We start from the raw sequence: 20,532 nt of genomic DNA, 5'->3' as shown, positions 1-20,532 counted from the left end.
GTTATGATATTGTAAGTGGTGGAACAGATAATCACTTAGTTTTAGTATCTTTCTTAAATAAACCATTTAGTGGAAAAGATGCAGATGCAGCACTTGGAGATGCAGGAATTACTGTAAATAAAAACACTGTTCCAGGAGAGACAAGAAGCCCATTTGTAACTTCAGGTATTAGAATAGGAAGCCCAGCATTAACAGCACGTGGAATGAAAGAGAAAGAGTTTGAATATATTGCAAATAAAATTTGTGATGTATTAGATAATATTGAAGATAAAGAGTTACACAAAAAAATAAACAAAGAGCTTGAAGAGTTAGCTAGTAAGTTTGTGATTTACAGTAGTTCGACGTATTAAATAAAAATTTTAAAAAAAGGATAGGCTATGCAAATAAGTGGTGATGATTTTTTAAAAAAAGTTCAGTTGAAACAAGAGGGCGAAGAGTTAAAAAGAAAATTAAATGAACTAAATCAAGCAGAATCAAATATGCAAAATTTAAATCTATCAAACAGTCTAAATAGTGCTTATAACAGTGACAATAGTTATGAAGAGATTCAAAGACTTCAAAATAATATTGAATTAGAAAATAGTAATAATGAGTTTGATAGCCTAATCTTAGAAAAGAGATCTAATAGAAGCGATAACAAGAAGAAATATCTTATGCTTGGAGCTATTTTATTAGTTCTATTTTTACTAACAGTTGTTATTGTTGGACTTCTTTCAAATAAAGATAAAAAAGGTGATCCTTTTATGCCACAAGATTTATCAAGTAGTGATACAAATATTTCAAAAGAGAGTAGCATTGAAGAGAGTTATCAAAAAATTCTTGATGATACAAATAGAAAAAGTGCAGAACAATCACTAGAAGATTTAAAAGAAAATGATAGTTTAGATAACTTAAACTCTATTAAAGAGATTGTAGAAGAGCCTAAAGAGACTACTATTACAAATGAAGATTTAGATAAAACGATTCAAAAAATTGAAGAGAAAAAAAGTGTTGCTCCTGTTGTAAAAGTTGAAGAGAAAAAAGCACCTTCTACACAAAACGAACCTAAAAAATCTATTAGAGAGTTAGTTGAAGGTAAAAGCACACAAAATAGTGCCACAAAAGCAGTTGAGACTACAACATCTACTTCTAAAGGTTTTTATGTTCAAATTGGTGCATTTAAAAACAGACCAGATAGTGCATACTTACAAAAAATAAAACAAAATGGTTTTGAATACAAAATTATAGAAGAGAGTAATTTAAATAAACTTTTAATTGGACCATATAGTAGTAGAGCAAATGCAAATACTCAAATGCCAAATATAAAAACTAAGCTAAATATTCAATCAGCTTTTATTAAAGAAGTGAAATGATTTTTTATAACAAAACTCTATTTTTGGATCAATTTACACCTGTATCAATTTATGAAAAAGTAAAAGCTCTTTATCCAAAAGAGCTCTCTTTTTTATTTGAAAGTACAATTAGTAGTGGAAATGATGGAAATTTCTCATATATAATAATTGGTGCAAGAGAGAGAATTTGGTATAAAAATAGTGAATGTTTTTTTCAAAATGAGAGTGGAGATATCAAAAAAGTTGATAATAATCCACTACTATTTTTAAAAAAATATTATAAAAAATTTGATAAAGAGATTTATAAAAATATAGCAAAAGAGCTTGGAATTGGTCTAATTGATGGTTTTATTGGAAATATTGGTTATGATATAAGCAAAGAGTTTGAACCAAAATTAAAAAATAGTATGCAAGATTTAGAAGATCAGCTAGATATTGCAGATTTTGATTTAATTAGACCAAAAATAATTCTTGCTTACTCTCATAAAACTTCAAAATTGACTATTTTAACTTCAGTTGATAAGCTTAAAAATGAGCTTGAAACTATAGAAGAAGAGCTTCTAAAACCATATAACTATACACCCTTGAAAAAAGCTACTATTTTAGATGAAGGAAAATTCAACTACTCAAAAGAAGAGTTTTTTTCTATGGTAGAAGATGCAAAAGAGATGATTAGAAGTGGAGATATCTTTCAAATTTTAATTTCAAATAGATTTATTCAAAGTGCTGTTGTAGATCATTTAAGTTTTTATAGAGCATTAAGAAGCAAAAATCCAAGTCCTTATCTTTTTTTACTTCAATTTGAAGATTTTAGTATTGCTGGAAGCAGTCCTGAAGTTATGATTAGATTAGTAGATAATCATATGCTTCTTCGACCAATTGCAGGTACAAGAAAAAGAGGGGCAACTTTACAAAAAGATTTAGAGATGGAAAATGAGCTTTTAAATGATTTAAAAGAGAGATCTGAACATTTAATGCTTGTTGATTTAGGAAGAAATGATGTTGGAAGAGTAGCTCGTGCTGGAAGTGTTAAAGTAACTGAACTTATGAGAATAGAGAGATACTCTCATGTTATGCATATGGTTAGTGATGTAGAGGCTATTTTAGATGAGAAATATGATATGTTTGATCTATTTATGGCTACATTTACAGCAGGAACCATGACAGGAGCCCCAAAAATAAGAGCTATGGAGTTAATAGCAAACTTTGAAAAAATAAAAAGAAGTTTTTATTCAGGAAGCGTAGCCTATTTTGGATTTGATGGGAATATGGATAGTGCAATAACTATACGAACTTCTCTTTTAACTAAAGATAAGATAATTTTTCAATCAGGAGCTGGAATAGTTGCTGATTCTAAAAATGAAGATGAGTTTTTAGAGGTTCACAATAAATTAGCTGCAAATATTGCAACACTAAAAGATTTATCATAAACAGTAAAGGAAATAAAATGCTACTTGGAGTAAATATAGATCATATAGCAACGCTTAGAGAGGCTAGAAAAATAAATGATCCAAACCCTTTAGATGCTTTAAGTATTTGTAAACTTGCAGGTGCAGATCAAATTACAATCCATTTAAGAGAGGATAGACGACATATCCATGATTTAGATGCTAAAGCTATAATTGAGCAATCAGCACTACCTATAAATCTTGAGTGCTCTATAAATGAAAATATTATTGATCTTGTTTGTAAATTAAAACCAAATAGAGTAACTTTGGTACCTGAGAATAGAGATGAAGTTACAACAGAAGGTGGTCTTGATTTAGATAAAAACTTTGATAAAATAAACAATACTATTGAAAAACTACAAGAAAATGATATTGAGGTTTCACTTTTTGTTGATCCAAATAGTAAATCAATTGAGTTATCAAATATGTTAGGTGCAACTTGGGTAGAGCTTCACACAGGAAGCTTTGCAAATATATATGCAATGCTTCATACAAATTTAAGAAGAACTCAACACTCTATTAAATATCTTGAACTGACAAATGAAGAGCTTAAAGAACTTTTACAAAATAGCCTACTTGACTTAAAACAAGCTGCCAATTTTGCATCAAATTTAGATTTAAAAGTTGCTGCTGGACACGGTTTAAACTATCAAAATGTTAAACATATTTGTGAAATAAAAGAGATTATTGAGTTAAATATTGGACAAAGTATAATTGCTAGATCTGTTTTTACAGGTTTAAAAAATGCAATTGAAGATATGAAAATTTTAATCAATGAATAAGCAACTAAAAAAAATAGCTATTAGTATTGGTGATCTAAATGGTATTGGAATAGAGATTGCTCTAAAAGAGCATGAAACTATAAAAAAAATTTGTGATCCAATTTATTGTATAAATAAAAATATGCTAAATCAAGCTTCAAAACTTTTAAAAGTTGATATTCCAGAAGATTTCAAGCTTTTTGAAACAAAAGGTGATTTTGTTATAAAACCTAGTGAGGTTTCAAAAAAAGCTGGAAAATACTCTTTTGACTCATTTATGGATGCAATTAAACTAGCACATAAAAAAGAGGTTGATGCAATTTGTACTCTTCCAATCAATAAAGAGTCTTGGAGTAAAGCTAGCATAAAATACAAAGGGCACACAGAGGTTTTAAGAGATTTTTTTAATAAACATGCAATTATGATGTTAGGCTGTCCTAAAATGTATGTTGCACTTTTTACAGAACATATTGCACTAAAAAAAGTTCCTAAAAAAATTATTGAAAAAGATTTAATAGACTTTTTTATTGATTTTTATAAAAATATAAAAGCTAAAAATATTGCGGTATTAGGATTAAATCCACACGCAAGTGATAATGGTGTTTTAGGAGATGAAGAGGTAGTTATTTTTAAAGCTATTAAAAAAGCCAATAAAGAGTTAAAAGAGGATATTTTTAAAGGTCCACTAGTACCTGATACTGCTTTTTCACCAAATTCAAGAAAAAATTTTAAATATTTTATAGCTATGTATCATGATCAAGGTTTAGCACCACTAAAGGCTTTATATTTTGATGAGAGTATTAATGTTAGCCTTAATCTTCCAATTATAAGAACAAGTGTTGATCACGGAACTGCTTTTAATATTGCATACAAAAATGAAAAAATAGATACAAAAAGCTACATAAATGCAATAAAAGAAGCTATAAATTTAAGCAAAAAATGAATTTTTTAAATGAAAACTATGAACAAACTCTTCCAAAAATAAACTTTTTGGAGAGAAAAAAAAAGATTCTATTTAATAAAACTATAATTATAGGTGCTCCTAAAGTTGGTAAAACTTATTTAATTTTTGACCTATTATCAAACTTTAAAAAACAAGAGATTTTATATATAGATTTTTTAGATATAAAGAATAGAAATTTCAAATTAGAGTTAAAACCTTTACAAGATTTTATTAATCAAAATGAGATAAAAGTTTTAGTTTTAGAGAATGTTAGCTTTGAATCACTTGAAAAAATTAGTGTTGAAAATATTATTATATCTGCAACTAAAGATATAAATATAGATAGTTTTTCGAAAATATTTTTAAATAACTTAGATTTTGAAGAGTATCTTCTATTTGACAATAAACAACTAAATATTACATCTAGTTTTAATACTTTCTTAAAATATGGAAACTCTCCTGAGATACTTTTTATTGAAGAGAGTAAAAAAGAGTCAAGAATTCAAGAGATTATAAATCTAAACTTGCAAGATAATACAGATTTAAATATCTATCTACTTTTATTAGAGAATATTGATGAAAAAAAGTCTATTTTTCAACTATTTAATACTCTCAAAATGAGAATAAAAATCTCTAAAGATAGATTTTATGAGCGTTGTAAAATTTTTGAAGAGCAAAGATTGATATTTTTTTTAGATAAGTTTGAGCAAAAAAACTCTTTAAAAAAGATTTATTGTTACAATCACGCATTTCAAAGTGCTATAAATTTTCAAAAAAAATTTAAACAAGAGTTTACAAATATGGTTTTTTTGGAGTTAAAAAATAGTTATGAAGAGATTTATTATCTTGATTATATAGATTTTTATATACCACAAATAAGAACTGCAGTTGTTTGTATACCATTTTTTAATGAAGTTTCAAATGCCACTTTACTTAAAAAAATAACAAAAATATCAATTGAACTAAATATTTCAAATATTGAAATAATAACTGTTTCAAATAGTAATAAAATAAAAAATAATCAACTTAAAATTGAAGTTTTTTCATTTTTTGAGTGGGCTTTAAGATAGAATGAAGAGAGTTAGAATATAGAGAATAAGAGTATTGAATATGGAAAAAAGAATTATATCTTTTATTAGATATGCCCCGCTTACTATTTTGCCTTTAGTTGTAGCAATGATTTTTTATATAATTATTTCTGGCTATAAAAGTAGTTTAGAAAATAATTTTTTATTATATAAAAACTCTTTGTTAGAACAAGAGAAAACGCAAGTTAAAACAAATGTTGAGATAGCTATTCAAATATATAAAAACCAGATTATTTTAGCTGGAAATAAAAATATATTAAATAGCTCATTTTTAAATCTTATGAAAAATATAAATAGCAAAGCTAGTGATTATTATTTTATATTTGATACTATGGGAAATGTTGTTATTCACTCATTCTTGGACTTTTTAGAGGGAGAAAATCTTTTTATTCTTGAAGATGAAAACTATAATAGTGCAGTAAAAACAATAACAACAAATTATCAAAATGATAGATTTGTAAACTATCTTTGGTTAAATCCAACTACAAATAAACTTGAAGAAAAAGTTTCATTTGTAAAACTAATTCCTGAAACAAACTTAATTATAGGAAGTGGATTTTATCCAAGTGAAATTGAGAAAAAAGTAGAAGAAAAAATAAAAAGTGAAGAGGCAACTTATGATAAAAATATCTATTTAACGCTTCTTTTGGCACTTATATTTATTGTTTTATCAATTTTTATTGCATTTATTGTATCAAATATTCTTCTTAAAAAATTCAACTATCTTGCAAAATCTAAAAACTTAAATGAAGAACAAGCATCAATAGATAATATGACAAAACTATATAATAGAGATTGGTTTTACAAATCTTTAGAAACATTTCATCAAAATCTAAAAGATGATAAAAATATCTTCTCTTTGGTTGTTTTTGATATTGATGATATAAAAAATATAAATACAACTTTTAATTATGATTTTGGCGATACTATAATAAAACAAATAGCCAATTTAGCAAAAGCAACTCTTCCAAAAGATGTTTTTATTTCAAGAGTTGCTGGAGATAGATTTGCAATTATAATCCCACAAAGTGATTTAAATAGTAGTTTTATTTTGGCAAAAAAATTAAAAAACAATGTTGAAGGTCATATATTTAAAAATGATCAAAGAGTTACTATTAGTCTTGGAGTTATAGAAGCAAATAAAAATATCTCAAGCCATGAACTAATAAGAAAGGTAGATTTAGCACTATTTAAAGCAAAAAAAGAGGGAAAAAATAGAGTTATTGCATATAAAAGCTAAGATAGTATATCTATCTTAACTCTTTTTTTAACTCTTCAAGTCTAGCAATTCTATCTGATGTTGTTGGATGTGTTCTAAAAAGATTTCCAAAATTATTTTTTAAACCTGAAAAAGGGTTTATTATAAACATATGAGCTGTCTCTTCACTTGCATTTTTTAAAACAGCTCCTCTTTGTGCATAATTTTCAAGTTTTCTTAATGCATTTTGAAGTCCGCTTGGATTTTTTGTCATCCTTGCAGCTCCTTCATCTGCCATAAACTCCCTACTTCTACTAACACTCATTTGAATAATTGAAGCAGCAAGTGGTAGTAAAATTGCCATAACAATCATAACTATAGGGTTTGAATTTTGTCTACTATTTCCAAACATAGTACTAAATTGCATCATATTTGCAATCATAGCAATTGCCCCAGCAAAAACTGCAGCTATTGTTCCAATTAAGATATCATAATGTTTTATATGTGATAACTCATGAGCAATTACACCTTCAAGTTCATCTTCATTTAACATCTCATAAAGTCCCATTGTAACTGCAACTGCAGCATTTTCATGATTTCTTCCTGTAGCAAATGCATTTGGTGTATGATCTGCTATTAAATAAACTTTTGGCATAGGAAGATTTGCTCTTTGAGTCAATTTTTGAGTTATTCTATATATTGGATGTCTAATATCTTCAATTGGTGTTGCATTAAATCTTTTTAAAACATGCTTATCTGAATAGTAATATGCATAAAAATTTATTCCACATGCAACTAAAAATGCTATTAACATTCCATTTGTTCCACCAAAACTAAATCCTATAAATACAAATAATACTGTAAGAAGTGTTAGAAAAAATACTGTTTTAGCCTGTTCCATTTTATCTCCTTAAATTTTTGCGAATTTTATCAAATTTAGATTAATAGTTACTTTTTAAATTTTTATATTGATATAAAATTCCCTCATCAAATGCTGTCCAAACTGAAGCTGGTAAATAGGCACTTTTTAAAACACTATTTGTCCAAGTGTTACAAGTGTGAAAAATGCTGTAACTTCCAATAGCTTCATAAAAAGCATCATTTTGACCATATTGTGCATTAGTTTTTATATTTATAACTTTTTCATCTTTATATTGTAAAGACTCTTTTATATTTAATACTATTTTTTCATACTGCTCTTTTGATATATAGATTTTATATGTTAAATCATCTTCAATAATATTTTCATAATATGTTATATGAAGAGCAGTTGAACCAAGTCCAAGAGCTGCTACAACTGCTGTTTTGACTTTTAAATCAGCCCATGTTGGAGTATCAAGATAAAAACCTTTATCACCCCAACCAATACTAATATATGAAAAATCATCTCTTTTACTTAAAGTATCACTTGAAGAGAAGAAATCAAACCAATTTATAATATCACTTTTAAGTGGTAAAACAATATCTGTATGAACACCATTTGATTTTACAAACATCTCATATTCACCATTTTTTAAACTATATGGTGTTGAATATCTTGAAAGAGAGTATTCAAAGACAAAATATAAAATTACAAAAGATATTATAAAAATCAAGGAAAATAGTAGATATTTGATAAATTTTTTCATAATTTGTTACTCTCTTTTTATTGTTTTGATATTTTTATATTTTTCTTATAAAGATATGGTTAAAATTTAGCATTTTTATTTAAGCAGGAAAATATGAAAAGAGTTTTTATAGCAAGACATACTACAAAAGAGAGAGAAGTTGTAAACGAATATGATTACGATACAGAATTAACAGCACAGGGGATAGAAAAAGCTGTTAAAATGGCAAAATATTTGTCAAGTAAAGATCCAAAAATAGATTTAATAGTTGCAAGTCCAGCTGTACGAACAAGACAAACAGCTGAAATATTTGCTAAAGAGTTAGATTATACAAAAACTATTATGCTAAATGAGGTTTTATATATGGCTTTTGTAAATGAGTTGATAGAGACTATAACTTATACTTATGACACAGTTGATACAATGTTAATTGTTGGTCACAATCCATCTTTAACAGCTCTTGCAGTTACACTTGTAGGATTTAAAGAGAAGTTTGAAGAGGGAGCTTTGATGCAAATTGATTTTGACTGCGACAGCTGGATTGATATAGATAAAACTAATGCAAAACTTATAAGTTATACAAAACCAAGTGATGTTTAGGCTACTTGCCTAAACAAAACTCACCAAACATTACATCTAACATCTCATCATTATCATAGGGTTTTGTAATATTTGAAATCTCAAACAAAGCTTCATTTATAAAGTGAGCAAAAAACTCCAACTCTCCAGTTTGAAGTGGATTTTTTGATAGATTTATATTTTCTAAAGTTTTTTCAACACTTTGAACTTGTCTTTTTGAAACAAGTGTAAGCTCATCTTCTCCAATACTTCTATTCAAAATATCCTCTAATTTTGAAATCAAATCTTCAATACTATATTTTGTAGATAGTTCTAAATATTCACCCAAACAGCTCTTATCAAAAGAGCTTTTCATATCAATCTTATTTAAAATCTTTATAACAGTTTTATCACTAACACTATTTATTAGCTCTAAAATTTTTCTATCTTCATTTGATATTTTTTCACTATTATCAAACAAAGCTAAAATAATATTTGCATCTTCAATACTTTTTATTGATTTTTCAATTCCAATTTTCTCTATTAAATCAGTTGTATCTTCTCTAATTCCAGCTGTATCAACTATTTTTATAATATGTGAACCAATTTTTATACTCTCTTCAATAGTATCTCTAGTAGTTCCTGCAATATTTGAGATAATTGCTCTTTCATAATTTAAAAGTTTGTTTAGAAGACTAGATTTTCCAACATTTGGTTTACCAATAATTGCTACTTTAAAACCTTCAATTAAGCCCTCTCTTCTTCTGCTTGCGCTTAAAGTATCTCTTAATTTTATAGTGATTTTTTCAATTTTCTCTTCAATTTTCTCTAAAATATCACTTGGTAAATCTTCCTCTGCATAATCAATACTAACCTCTGTGTATGCAAGCATAAAAAGAAGATCTTCTCTTATACTTTCAACAAACTCTTTAAGCTCACCTTTTAACTGTCTAGCTAGAAGCTTAACAGCACTTTGGCTCTTTGCTTCAATTATCTTTGAAATTGCTTCTGCTTTACTTAAATCAATCTTATTATTTAAAAAAGCTCTTTTTGAAAACTCACCAGCATTTGCCATTCTAGCGCCATGAAATAAAACTAAATCTAAAACCAAATTAGCAATTGCAACTCCACCATGAAGTTGAAACTCAATAATATCCTCTCCTGTAAAAGAGTTTGGAGCTTTAAAATATAGTATTATAGCTTCATCCACTGGATTGTTTTTTTCATCATAAAGGTATGATAAAGTTGCGTATCTTGGTTTTATATCTGTAAGTTTTGAGATTTTTTGTGCAATATTTAGTGAGTTTGAACCAGAGAGTCTAATTATTGAAATAGAGCCAACTCCTAAAGGAGTGGCAATAGCTACAATTGTATCATCTAAATACAATTTTTTTAATCCTCTTTACTTTTGTACTCATTTACAAGCACATACTTTTCACCCTTAATATTTGTTTTAACTGCAACATATTTTAAAGGGAACTCCTCTCTTAATCTTTTTAGAGCAATATGAACTAAAATACCATCAAGAGGTTTTGTTTTAAAATTACCTTTATCTTTAATAATCTCAATAACTGGCTCCAAATATAAGTTAATAGCAATCTCTTGGTTTTTCAAAAACTCTGCAACTTCAAGTCTTAACATAAGTCCATATTTATCATTTATCCAATTAAATAAAATATATGATAAAGCTTTATATCTATAACCCTCTTTACCTATTAACAGTGCTGAATCTTCTCCATAAAACTCAATATAAATCGTCTCATCATCATAAAAACTCACTTTTACTTCATCTAAATTAAAGCAAGTATCACTAAATAGAAGATTTAAACCATCTTTTATCTCTTTGATTATCTCATCTTTTGGTTTTTTGATAATTATTTTTGAAACCTCTTTATCTTTATCTTCGTGATAAAAATTATCAAAAATCTTCTCTTTTTTCTCAACGCTTGGTACTTTTACAATATCTTCTTTTTTCTCAATTTTAATGTCTTCAAACTCTTCACATTTTTTAGAGTTCTCTATTCTTGAGTTTACATCTTCAATTTTTACATCTTTATTTTTATAAGTTTTAAAACTATCTTTTTGTCCTTGATTTTCACACTTACAGTAAGCACAAATAATAGCTTTTTTCTTTCCAAAACCTAAAAAACCCTTCGATGGTTGTTGAATTACTTCAATAACCAACTCAGTAATTGAGCAATTAAACTCTTTTTTAGCTAGGTCATAAACCTCTTCTAAACTATTAGCTTCAAACTTTTTCATTGGATATTCCTAGCTTGCTTTATTTGCAGCTTTTTTCTTCTCAAATATTCTATTAATAGTATATTGTTGAGCAATAGTAAATAGATTATTTACAAACCAGTATAGTGTTAATCCTGCTGGGAACCATAAGAAGAAGAATGTAAATATTATTGGTAACATTTGGAATATCTTCTTTTGCAACTCATCTTGCATTGCCATTGGTGTAATTCTTTGTTGAATATACATTGTTGCACCCATTAAAATTGGTAACACAAACCAAGGATCTAGCTCTGCTAAATCTTTAATCCATAAAATCCATTCAGCACCTTTTAACTCAATTGCATTAATTAAAACTCTATAAATAGCAAAGAAAACTGGAATTTGTAAAATTAATGGTAAGCATCCACCCATTGGATTTGCACCATGTTTTTTATAAAGTTCCATCATAGCCATAGATTGTCTTTGCTTATCATCTTTATATTTTGCTTGAATCTCTTTCATTTTTGGAGCAAGCTCTTTTAATTTTTGCATAGATACCATACCTTTGTATGATAAAGGATAAAGTACAAGTTTAATTAAAATTGTAAGAATAACAATTGTCCAACCCCAGTTTCCAACATAACTTTGAATAAATTGAAGAAGTGTAAACATAGGTTTTGCAATAAATGTAAACCAACCATAATCAATAACATCAATAAGCTCTGCATTTAAAGCTTTTAAATCATTATAATTTTTTGGTCCCATAAATCCACTAAAACTAATATTTGATCCAGCGTGAATAAACGCTTGTGGATCTCTATTGTTATCTGGCATTAATGTTGCTTGGAATGTTCTATCAAAATTGTAAATAACAGTTGCATAATATCTATCAAAATTAGAGATAAAACTAAGTCCTGTTAAAGTTTTTTGATCTTTTAAATCTCCATCTTCAATAGTCTCCAAAGTATCATCAGCCAATTTACCCATAAACCCATGAACTGCATACATATCTGCAATTACATCTGGTCTAAATCCATTTGTAATAAAAAATTGTTTATCATTTGTAGAGCTAACTTCTAAATCATAGTGACCATCTGGATAAAATTTAAACTTTTTAGTTAAAACTGTATTGCTCAAAGTTTGTGTTAAAACCAACTCTTGAACAGAATTTGTAGCATCTATTGTTGAAGAACTAGCTTTCATATCAACTTTGAAAGCTTCATTATTCAAAGCTGGATCTTGAAATCTAAGCTCTAAAGGTCTTAATTGATCTGCTTTAAATAGTTTTATTTGGTTTTGATTTTCATCTTTGTACTTAGCTTCTAAAAGTGTAACTTGTGCAACTCTTCCTAGATTATCAATCTCTATAACATTTTTTTCAGTTGTAATCTTTGCAATTATACTTTTATTATCTACTACCGCTGGTGCAGAGACACTATTACTATTTGAATTTTCTACAATATTTTGAACTTCAGGAGCTGCATTTGCTTGTTGCTGTTGTTCAATTTTTGCCTGAGCCAATCTCTCTTGTTGTTTTGGTTTAAGTACCAAAAACTCATACGCTATAAAAAATACAAAAACCATTACAGTCATTATAATTAATCGTTTTTGTAATCCGCCGTTTATATTATTACCATTGTTCATTCTACTTCTTCCACTCCCTGTTTTTTACTACTAGAAATTTCCCATTTTTTGTGGGTATATACCAATATACTATTTTGATTTTATTATATTTGATATTTTGATTTTTTTTTAACCTATTTACAACTGGATAGTCAAACCCACCAGCAAAAAGTTGGTTGCACTTTAAAATACGCAATATTGTATAAAAAATAGCCTTAAAAAAACTATTATTATCTAGTTGCCAAAGTGCATATTGTGAACAAGTTGGATAATATCTACATGAACCATATGATAGAACTGTTAGATATTTTTGATAAAATCTTATTAAATACTTACCAATACTTCTCATTTAAGTAGTTCAAGTCTTTTAAAAGCAAAATTAAAATCTTTTTGTAAATCTATAAATGACTTTTCATTTATAGGATTTTTTGCAACAAAAATGTAACTTCCATCTTTTAATCGATTATCATATAGTAGTAGTGTAGCTCTCAATCTTCTTTTTGCCTTTGCTCTTAAAACTGCATTTCCAATCTTTTTTGAAGCTACAAATGCAAATTTTGATTTTGAATTTGGCATAAAAAAAGCGACAAAAGTTGAAGTATGCCAACTTTTACCGCTTTTATAAAGTTTGTTGAACTCTTTTTGGCTATTTAGCCTAAAGTCCTTACTTAAACAGCTAATCTTTTTCTTCCTTTAGCTCTTCTTGCATTAATTACTCTTCTACCATTTTTTGTAGCCATTCTTACTCTAAACCCGTGAGTTCTTTTCTTAGGAGTGTTATGTGGTTGATATGTTCTTTTCATCTTACTCTTACCCTTTTAAATTTTCAAAATTAAGTTGTGGATTATAGGCAAATCTTACTTAAACTATTCTTTGCTTTAAGATATTTTTGCTACTATCTTTTCATCTTCTAAATCAAAATCAACACAACTTTGCTCTTTTATTTTATCCTCTAAAATAAGCTCAGCTAGTTTATCTTCAACTATTTCATAAATTGCTCTTTTTAGTGGTCTTGCTCCATAAACTGGGTCAAATCCTACTTTTGCAATATACTCTTTTGCCTCTTTTGATAGTGATATTTTTATATCTTTTTCAAGTAATTTTTTCTCTATATTTGCAAATAAAATATCAACAATATTTGTAATAGCATCTAAGTTTAACTGCTCAAAAATTACAATATCATCAAGTCTATTTAAAAACTCTGGTCTAAAATGAGCTTTTAACTCATCCATTACAGCTTTTCTTCTTTGCTCTTTATCACTTATTTCAATAATTCTAGCACTTCCAATATTTGAAGTTAAAATTATAATTGTATTTTTAAAATCAACTGTAACACCTTTGTTATCAGTTAATCTTCCATCATCAAGAACTTGTAAAAGTATATTAAATACATCTGGATGTGCTTTTTCAACTTCATCAAAAAGTATTACGCTATAAGGTTTTCTTCGCACTGCTTCAGTTAACTGCCCACCCTCTTCGTATCCAACATAACCAGGTGCTGCTCCTACAAGTCTTGAAACAGCATGTTTTTCCATATATTCACTCATATCAAATCTAATAAGTGATTTTGCATCATCAAATAAAAATTTTGCTAATGTTTTTGCACTCTCTGTTTTTCCAACTCCTGTTGGTCCTAAAAATAAAAAACTTCCTATAGGACGATTAACTTCACTAAGTCCAGCTTTATTTCTCTTAATTGCTCTGCTTATTGCTTTTATAGCTTCATCTTGACCTATAACATCTTTTTTTAATACCTCTTCAACTCTTAAAACTTTTTGCTTTTCACTATCAAGCATCTTATTTACAGGAATTTGTGTCCATTTAGAGACAATTGTTGCTATGCTTTCTTCATCAACACTATTTCTTAAAAGAGTTCCCTCTTTTTGCATAATTGCCCATTTCTCTTCATTCTCTTTTATTTTTTTCTCTAACTCTGGAATATCTCCATACTCTATTTTTGCAGCCTCTTCAAATTTTGACTCTCGTTTTGCAATATTTGCTTTAGTTTTAAGCTCATCAATTTTTGTTTTTAACTCACTTGTTAGATTAAATGTATGTTTCTCATTTTCAAATCTTGCTTCAAGATTTTGTTTCTCTTCATTTTTATTTGCAAGCTCTTTTTCTATCTCTTTGATTCTATCTTCATTCTTTTGGCTTTTTTCCATTTTAAGAGCCTCTTTTTCAACTTGCAAAGTTTGAATCTCTCTTTTTATTGTTGATAATGCTGTTGGTTCACTCTCAATTTGCATTTTAAGTTCAGCTGCTGCTTCATCTATTAAATCTATTGCTTTATCAGGTAAAAATCTATCTGTAATGTATCTATTTGATAATTTTGCAGCTGCAACTAATGCACTATCATTTATAGTAACATTGTGATGAGTTTCAAGTTTCTCTTTAATACCTCTTAAAATTTGCAAAGCTTCATTTACTGTTGGTTCATCAACTTTAACAGGTTGAAATCTTCTTTGCATTGCTTGATCTTTTTCAAAATATTTTCTATACTCTTTTAGTGTTGTTGCTCCAATTGTGTGAAGTTCACCCCTTGCAAGACTAGGTTTTAAAATATTTGCAGCATCCATACTTCCTTCACTAGCACCTGCACCTATAATTGTATGAATCTCATCTATAAATAAAATTACATTCCCATCTTTTTTAACTTCATCAATTACAGATTTAAGCCTATCTTCAAACTCTCCTCTATATTTTGCACCTGCAATAAGTGAACTCATATCAAGTGCAATTACCCTTTTATTTAATAAAGATGTTGGAACATCTTTTGCAACAATTCTTTGAGCTAAACCTTCAGCAATTGCAGTTTTTCCAGTACCTGGTTCTCCAAGCAATATTGGATTGTTTTTTGTTTTTCTTATCAAAATTTGCATCATTCTGTTTATTTGCTCATCTCTTCCAATAACGGGATCTAGTTTTCCATCAATTGCTTGTTTATTTAAATCTATTCCATATTTATTTAAAGCTTCCAAATTATCATCAGCACTTTGATTATCTATAGTTTTTCCAGCACGAATTGCCTCAAGCTCTTTTTTTGCCTCTTTTAAATCTATATATTTTCCTAAAATTTCTTTGATTGTTGGCTCATCGAAGTTTGCTATAAGCCAAGAGTCAATTGCTATATAGCTATCTCCCAAACTTGTCATCTGTCCAGCTGCTTTTTGGAAACTATCATATAATTTTTTTGATACTTTAATATTCTCTTTTGTAACACTACTTACAGTTGGAAGTCTACTTGCATTTGATTTTGCTTCAAGTTCAATTGCAGCTTTATTTACATTCATTTTATTTAATAGTTGATTTAATACTGAATTTGTATTTGTAAGCAAAGCCCACAAAATATGTACTACTTCTACTTCTTGATTTTTATTGTGCAAAGCTAGATTTAAACCACTATCAATAGCTTCTCTTAGTTGATTTGTCATTTTTTCAAATATATTATTCATTTAGCACTCCTAATGTTTAATTGCTAATTGGATTATATAACTTTAGTCTATATTTGTCAAGGTTTAAAATTTTTTATTTATAGATGAGATAATCTCATCCATAAATTAAGCGTTAGTAGATTTTGATTCAATAAACTCTTCGTAAGTTCCTTTGAAGTCTAAAATTGAGCCATCTGCTTGAATCTCAATAATTCTATTTGCATAAGCATCAAGAAGTTCTCTATCGTGAGATACACAAATAACAGAACCAGCATATTGGTGAAGTCCTTCACCTAAAGCAATAATTGCCTCAAGGTCAAGGTGGTTTGTAGGTTCATCAAGAACTAAAAAATTTCCTTGCTCTAACATAATTTTAGAGAGCATCATTCTATGTTTTTCTCCTCCACTACAAGCATCTACTTTTTTCTCTTGCTCTTGACCATTAAAAAGCATTCTTCCTAAACAGTTTCTAATTTCAGCAATATCAGCATCTCTATCAAAACCTCTTAACCAATCATAAAGTGTCATATCACCTTTTATAATATCTGTTGTATTTTGTGGGAAATATGAGTTTTGAATAGTTGCTCCCCATAAAACCTCTCCACTATCAGCTTTTATATTACCCATTAAAATTTCACATAAAGTTGTTTTTCCTATACCATTTGCTCCAATTAAAGCTATTTTATCACCTTTTTCTAAAGTAAATGATACATCTTTTAATACAACTTTATCTCCATAAGATTTTGAGATATTTTTAACAGTTAAAAGCTCTTTTCCAACCTCTCTTTTTTGTCTAAAAATAATAGATGGATCTCTTCTACTTGATACTTCAATAGCTTGAATATCAAGTTTATCAAGTTGTTTTTGTCTACTTGTAGCTTGTTTTGCTTTTGAAGCATTTGCACTAAATCTAGCAATAAACTTCTCAAGCTCTTCTTTCTCTTTTTGTTTTTTACTAATATCTGTTTGTTGTTGTTTTGCAATTAATGTTGAAGCTATATACCAATCATCATAAGTTCCACTAAACTCTCTAATTTTTTTGAAATCAACATCAAGTATATTTGTACAAACAGCATTTAAAAAGTGTCTATCGTGAGAGATAACTACCATTGTACCATCGTGGTGTTGAAGTTGATTTTCAAGCCATGAAATAGTTTCAATATCAAGGTTATTTGTAGGTTCATCTAAAAATAGAATATCAGGTTTAGGGAAAAGAACTTGAGCTAAAAGAACTTTAACTTTATCACCACCTGTTAGAGTGCTCATTAAATTTTGTTGAGTTGAAGCTGGAAATCCTAAATCCTCTAAAATCTTTGTAACTTTAATATCATACTCATAAGTTGGATCCTCTTCACAACAAATAATCTCAAGCTCTGCTAGCCTATTATTTATCTCATCAGTAAACTCAGGACTCATATAAAGCTCTTCTTTCTCTTTTATAGCATCATAAAGTCTTTTATTTCCCATTAAAACTGTATCAAATATTGAAAAGTTTTCATAAGCAAATTGATTTTGTGATAAAACTCCAACTTTTTTTCCATTTTGAATTTGCACTTCACCTTCAGTTGCCTCTTCTTGACCTGAAAGAATTTTTAAGAAAGTTGTTTTTCCAGCACCATTTGCTCCTATAAGTCCATATCTTTTCCCGCTATCAAGTTTTAAGTTTATATCCGCAAAAAGAACTCTAGCACCAAATGCTTTTTTTAAATTAACTGTTTGAACCATATTCTAATAACTCCATTTTGTATAATTTTATTGATTGATTTTTGGCGATTATATCCAAATTAAAAAGTTTTTGCCTTAAGAGTGAGCTTAAAGCTCTTTCTCAAAAGCAAGTTTCATAATATCATCTTCACTTATAATATCGCTATTATCTTCATTTGGTGGATTTTTAATCCATAAAACTTTTGTTTTTAGTTGATCAAGTTGATATTTTGTAAGATTTTTTATAAGTTGATCTGTTACCATCTCTTTTGTTAAAGTATTTGCATTTAACATCTTTTTTATAACTTTCTCTAAGTTTTTCTTTGTAGATTCAAATGCTTTCTCCTCATCTGTTAAAGAGATATACTCCTCATCAAGATATTTCATAACAGCATCACCAGGATATTTATAAGTTGTAATCCCTTTGTAGTTATATTTTTGACATTTTAGTCTTGGAATATAAACTCCCGTAAATACATACCCTAAAACTGTATTTATCCCTTCAAGTGTTCTTAATGGATTGTGAGAGCAGATATAGTCATCTTTTACAACCGTTGGAGAGTTTTGAAGAGATGTAATATTATTATGTAAAATTACAAAACTTCCTTTAACCTCTTTTGGTCCTCCTCTTAAAGATACCAACTCATTTTTATGAGCAAAAAAACTTCCACCAACTCTTGTTGGGCAACCTTCTAAAGATACAAGCTCATTTTCACTTATATCAAAATCTCCATCAACATAGTTAAAATTTAAAGGAAGTTTCGATAAGTTTGGAAGTCTATTTGAAAGTTTTACATCACCTTGAACATCAACAGAGTTATCAGGCAAAATTGTAGTTCCTTTTATATCAAACTTATCAAGCCAAGCTTGTATATCTTCAGCATTTGTAAGAGCAACTAAAGGTCTATAAATATGAGAAACTGCCTCTCTACCATTATATTTATATACTTGACCCTCTTCTGATTTTGGATTGATATTTAACTTAATATCTGTAATTAAATCTCCACCAATCTCATCAGCAACACCATCAAGTTCAGTTATTCTGTTTGTATTACAAATATAATCTTGTTTAACTGTAATTGGTCCACCAATTAAGCTCTCTAAAATGTTATTTGAACAATCAAAATATGTATCAATACTTTTTGGACCACCTTCAAGTGTAGTTAGACGATTATTATTACACTTAAAGTGTCCTCTTACAGTTCTTGGACTAGCTTTTATTGATGTTAGTTCATTAAATGAGCAATCATAAAAACCTTTTACCTCTTTTGGACCATAAGATAGGTTTTTTAGATTATTATGAGAACAATCAAAATCACCAACCTCAACAGGACAATCAAATAAAGATGTTAGTTTATTGTGTGAACAGTTAAAATCTTTCATAACAATTTTTGGACAACCCTCAAGGCTAGGAAGTTCATTGTTACTTATATCAAAATAACCATCGATTCTATCAAACTTAACTGGAAGTTTCTCTCCTTTTAACTTTTCACTTAAGTTTACATTACCTTGAACTGAAACATAAAAATCATCTGAAATATGGTAGTTGCTTATACCATACTCTCTTAACCAATTTTCTATCTCACTAACATTAACTAGCATTTAATCCCTTATTTAATAAAAATATTGATTATATTAGCATTTTACAGCTTTAGTTAATATATTCAACAATTTTGTCTAAATCTTCTCTTAACTGTTTACTTTGCTCTTTTATTCTATATCCAAAAGGAACAATTACAGAAAGTTGATACTCTTTTGTATTTAAGTTTAAAACTTTTTCTACATTTTGTTTTTCAAACCCTTCAATTGGACAAGAATCAATTCCTTTAATAGCTGCAGCTGTCATCATATTTGCCATTGAAATATATGTTTGTCTTGATGTCCAAGCAAGAGTTTTTTCATCGCTGCTAAAAGTATCTTCTAAGTGACTTGAATATTTTTTAATATAGGCTTCAACCATATCCTTAGGTAGTCCTCTTCTGTTAAACTTTCTTAAAACTTCACTTGAAGTTGGTTTTGTACTTTCAATTGCCGCTAAAATTACAACTAAGTGTGAGCAAGTTGTAATTTGTGGTTGATCCCAACAAAAAGGTCTTATTTTTGCTTTTAATTCAGGATTTGTAATAACCAAAAATTTCCAAGGCTCTTGTCCAAATGAGCTAGGAGATTTTCTTCCTGCTTCAAGAATATATTTTATATCTTCTTCACTAATCTTTTTTGTATCATCAAATACTTTACAAGCATGTCTAAAATCCATTGCTTCCATAAAAGTTTTTTCCATATTTTTCTCCTATTAATCTATTTTGTAATTTTATAAAAAATTCTCTCTTAAAGTCTCTTCAAATTTAGCTAACTCTTTATTTAAATCCAAATCACCTTTAAAAATATCGTGAACAGAGTAAGTTTTTAAAGGCTCTAATCCAACAAATTGAAAAGTTTTATGAGTAGCAACATTTGCTTCATCTAATGATAATCCATCAAAAAAACCATTTGGATTATTAAATTCACTCTTTGGACAGTTGTAAGTGATACTTAACATATATTTTTTACCCTTTAAAAGTCCTCCACTTCCATAAGTTTTAGAAGAATCACTTCTACTTCTTCCATCACTTGTATA

The 20,532-nt window shown here is 28.1% G+C and carries 20 protein-coding genes and 1 pseudogene; 8 read left to right on the top strand and 13 right to left on the bottom strand.

Annotated elements, in window-relative coordinates; translation table 11 throughout:
* The 7 genes and pseudogenes from glyA to WC168_RS05850 all read left to right on the top strand — a co-directional run.
* Window positions 1-350: pseudogene (gene glyA / locus WC168_RS05880) on the top strand (serine hydroxymethyltransferase); the annotation flags it as partial.
* A 27-nt stretch (window positions 351-377) separates the two neighbouring features.
* On the top strand, window positions 378-1,352 hold the full coding sequence (locus WC168_RS05875) for an SPOR domain-containing protein (RefSeq protein ID WP_372618092.1): 975 nt from the start codon (window positions 378-380) through the stop codon (window positions 1,350-1,352).
* Window positions 1,349-2,761 carry an anthranilate synthase component I family protein gene (locus tag WC168_RS05870; protein WP_372618090.1) on the top strand — a complete coding sequence of 471 codons (1,413 nt, stop codon included), beginning with the start codon at window positions 1,349-1,351 and terminating at the stop codon, window positions 2,759-2,761. The genes WC168_RS05875 and WC168_RS05870 overlap by 4 nt, the downstream gene beginning before the upstream one ends.
* 17 nt (window positions 2,762-2,778) lie before the next feature.
* A complete protein-coding gene (locus tag WC168_RS05865) occupies window positions 2,779-3,561 on the top strand; it encodes a pyridoxine 5'-phosphate synthase (RefSeq protein ID WP_279188993.1) in 783 nt (260 codons plus the stop codon).
* Window positions 3,554-4,483, top strand: coding sequence for a 4-hydroxythreonine-4-phosphate dehydrogenase (gene pdxA / locus WC168_RS05860; protein WP_372618088.1), 930 nt, complete (start codon window positions 3,554-3,556; stop codon window positions 4,481-4,483). Before WC168_RS05865 ends, pdxA begins: the two co-directional genes overlap by 8 nt.
* Window positions 4,480-5,553, top strand: a complete 1,074-nt coding sequence (locus WC168_RS05855) for an AAA family ATPase (RefSeq protein ID WP_372618087.1) — start codon at window positions 4,480-4,482, stop codon at window positions 5,551-5,553. Before pdxA ends, WC168_RS05855 begins: the two co-directional genes overlap by 4 nt.
* Window positions 5,554-5,593: 40 nt before the next feature.
* On the top strand, window positions 5,594-6,811 hold the full coding sequence (locus tag WC168_RS05850; RefSeq protein WP_372618085.1) for a diguanylate cyclase: 1,218 nt from the start codon (window positions 5,594-5,596) through the stop codon (window positions 6,809-6,811).
* 10 nt (window positions 6,812-6,821) lie between these two features.
* Here WC168_RS05850 and htpX read toward each other — a convergent pair whose 3' ends face one another.
* Both htpX and WC168_RS05840 read right to left on the bottom strand, forming a co-directional pair.
* On the bottom strand, window positions 6,822-7,670 hold the full coding sequence (gene htpX / locus WC168_RS05845) for a zinc metalloprotease HtpX (RefSeq protein WP_066159432.1): 849 nt from the start codon (window positions 7,668-7,670) through the stop codon (window positions 6,822-6,824).
* Between the two features lie 40 nt (window positions 7,671-7,710).
* The gene (locus WC168_RS05840; RefSeq protein ID WP_115588193.1) at window positions 7,711-8,397 is read right to left on the bottom strand and encodes a TIGR02117 family protein; all 687 of its coding nucleotides are present in this window, start codon (window positions 8,395-8,397) and stop codon (window positions 7,711-7,713) included.
* Window positions 8,398-8,490: 93 nt separating this feature from the next.
* Between WC168_RS05840 and WC168_RS05835 the strand changes: the two genes are divergently transcribed.
* A complete protein-coding gene (locus WC168_RS05835) occupies window positions 8,491-8,976 on the top strand; it encodes a histidine phosphatase family protein (RefSeq protein WP_066159427.1) in 486 nt (161 codons plus the stop codon).
* Window position 8,977: 1 nt separating this feature from the next.
* On the opposite strand, the gene mnmE is transcribed toward WC168_RS05835, so the two are convergent.
* The 11 genes from mnmE to WC168_RS05780 all read right to left on the bottom strand — a co-directional run.
* Entirely contained in the window at window positions 8,978-10,321 is a 1,344-nt protein-coding gene (gene mnmE, locus WC168_RS05830) for a tRNA uridine-5-carboxymethylaminomethyl(34) synthesis GTPase MnmE (protein ID WP_372618083.1), read from the bottom strand.
* A 5-nt stretch (window positions 10,322-10,326) separates the two neighbouring features.
* Window positions 10,327-11,196, bottom strand: coding sequence for a Jag N-terminal domain-containing protein (locus tag WC168_RS05825; RefSeq protein ID WP_372618081.1), 870 nt, complete (start codon window positions 11,194-11,196; stop codon window positions 10,327-10,329).
* Between the two features lie 9 nt (window positions 11,197-11,205).
* Window positions 11,206-12,798, bottom strand: coding sequence for a membrane protein insertase YidC (yidC, locus tag WC168_RS05820; protein WP_066349941.1), 1,593 nt, complete (start codon window positions 12,796-12,798; stop codon window positions 11,206-11,208).
* Window position 12,799: 1 nt separating this feature from the next.
* Window positions 12,800-13,126, bottom strand: a complete 327-nt coding sequence (gene yidD / locus WC168_RS05815; RefSeq protein ID WP_066349939.1) for a membrane protein insertion efficiency factor YidD — start codon at window positions 13,124-13,126, stop codon at window positions 12,800-12,802.
* Entirely contained in the window at window positions 13,123-13,458 is a 336-nt protein-coding gene (rnpA, locus tag WC168_RS05810; RefSeq protein ID WP_082946344.1) for a ribonuclease P protein component, read from the bottom strand. The genes yidD and rnpA overlap by 4 nt, the downstream gene beginning before the upstream one ends.
* The gene (rpmH, locus tag WC168_RS05805) at window positions 13,446-13,580 is read right to left on the bottom strand and encodes a 50S ribosomal protein L34 (RefSeq protein WP_024775877.1); all 135 of its coding nucleotides are present in this window, start codon (window positions 13,578-13,580) and stop codon (window positions 13,446-13,448) included. Before rpmH ends, rnpA begins: the two co-directional genes overlap by 13 nt.
* Window positions 13,581-13,655: 75 nt before the next feature.
* Window positions 13,656-16,232: an ATP-dependent Clp protease ATP-binding subunit gene (locus WC168_RS05800; protein ID WP_372618078.1), complete on the bottom strand. Its 2,577-nt coding sequence runs from the start codon at window positions 16,230-16,232 to the stop codon at window positions 13,656-13,658.
* Between the two features lie 105 nt (window positions 16,233-16,337).
* Entirely contained in the window at window positions 16,338-17,936 is a 1,599-nt protein-coding gene (locus WC168_RS05795) for an ABC-F family ATP-binding cassette domain-containing protein (protein ID WP_129098926.1), read from the bottom strand.
* Between the two features lie 87 nt (window positions 17,937-18,023).
* Window positions 18,024-19,517, bottom strand: coding sequence for a hypothetical protein (locus tag WC168_RS05790; protein ID WP_372618076.1), 1,494 nt, complete (start codon window positions 19,515-19,517; stop codon window positions 18,024-18,026).
* 49 nt (window positions 19,518-19,566) lie between these two features.
* Window positions 19,567-20,196: an NAD(P)H-dependent oxidoreductase gene (locus WC168_RS05785; RefSeq protein ID WP_372618074.1), complete on the bottom strand. Its 630-nt coding sequence runs from the start codon at window positions 20,194-20,196 to the stop codon at window positions 19,567-19,569.
* A gap of 30 nt (window positions 20,197-20,226) precedes the next feature.
* Window positions 20,227-20,532, bottom strand: a 306-nt coding sequence (locus tag WC168_RS05780; protein WP_372618072.1) for an NAD(P)H-dependent oxidoreductase, incomplete at its 5' end; no start/stop codon positions are given.

The sequence above is a fragment of the Aliarcobacter sp. genome, assembly GCF_041672065.1.
GTDB classification, from domain to species: Bacteria; Campylobacterota; Campylobacteria; order Campylobacterales; family Arcobacteraceae; genus Aliarcobacter; species Aliarcobacter skirrowii.
This window is presented reverse-complemented; position numbering and strand designations above follow the sequence as displayed.

Excerpts from the sequence above, each read along its gene's own strand:
- WC168_RS05875 (WP_372618092.1), top strand. The coding sequence starts at position 378 with ATGCAAATAAGTGGTGATGATTTTTTAAAAAAAGTTCAGTTGAAACAA.
- WC168_RS05870 (WP_372618090.1), top strand. The coding sequence starts at position 1,349 with ATGATTTTTTATAACAAAACTCTATTTTTGGATCAATTTACACCTGTA.
- WC168_RS05800 (WP_372618078.1), bottom strand. The coding sequence starts at position 16,232 with ATGAATAATATATTTGAAAAAATGACAAATCAACTAAGAGAAGCTATT.
- WC168_RS05840 (WP_115588193.1), bottom strand. The coding sequence starts at position 8,397 with ATGAAAAAATTTATCAAATATCTACTATTTTCCTTGATTTTTATAATA.
- htpX (WP_066159432.1), bottom strand. The coding sequence starts at position 7,670 with ATGGAACAGGCTAAAACAGTATTTTTTCTAACACTTCTTACAGTATTA.
- WC168_RS05855 (WP_372618087.1), top strand. The coding sequence starts at position 4,480 with ATGAATTTTTTAAATGAAAACTATGAACAAACTCTTCCAAAAATAAAC.
- WC168_RS05850 (WP_372618085.1), top strand. The coding sequence starts at position 5,594 with ATGGAAAAAAGAATTATATCTTTTATTAGATATGCCCCGCTTACTATT.
- WC168_RS05790 (WP_372618076.1), bottom strand. The coding sequence starts at position 19,517 with ATGCTAGTTAATGTTAGTGAGATAGAAAATTGGTTAAGAGAGTATGGT.
- pdxA (WP_372618088.1), top strand. The coding sequence starts at position 3,554 with ATGAATAAGCAACTAAAAAAAATAGCTATTAGTATTGGTGATCTAAAT.
- WC168_RS05785 (WP_372618074.1), bottom strand. The coding sequence starts at position 20,196 with ATGGAAAAAACTTTTATGGAAGCAATGGATTTTAGACATGCTTGTAAA.
- WC168_RS05865 (WP_279188993.1), top strand. The coding sequence starts at position 2,779 with ATGCTACTTGGAGTAAATATAGATCATATAGCAACGCTTAGAGAGGCT.
- WC168_RS05825 (WP_372618081.1), bottom strand. The coding sequence starts at position 11,196 with ATGAAAAAGTTTGAAGCTAATAGTTTAGAAGAGGTTTATGACCTAGCT.
- WC168_RS05795 (WP_129098926.1), bottom strand. The coding sequence starts at position 17,936 with ATGGTTCAAACAGTTAATTTAAAAAAAGCATTTGGTGCTAGAGTTCTT.
- yidC (WP_066349941.1), bottom strand. The coding sequence starts at position 12,798 with ATGAACAATGGTAATAATATAAACGGCGGATTACAAAAACGATTAATT.
- yidD (WP_066349939.1), bottom strand. The coding sequence starts at position 13,126 with ATGAGAAGTATTGGTAAGTATTTAATAAGATTTTATCAAAAATATCTA.
- rpmH (WP_024775877.1), bottom strand. The coding sequence starts at position 13,580 with ATGAAAAGAACATATCAACCACATAACACTCCTAAGAAAAGAACTCAC.
- WC168_RS05835 (WP_066159427.1), top strand. The coding sequence starts at position 8,491 with ATGAAAAGAGTTTTTATAGCAAGACATACTACAAAAGAGAGAGAAGTT.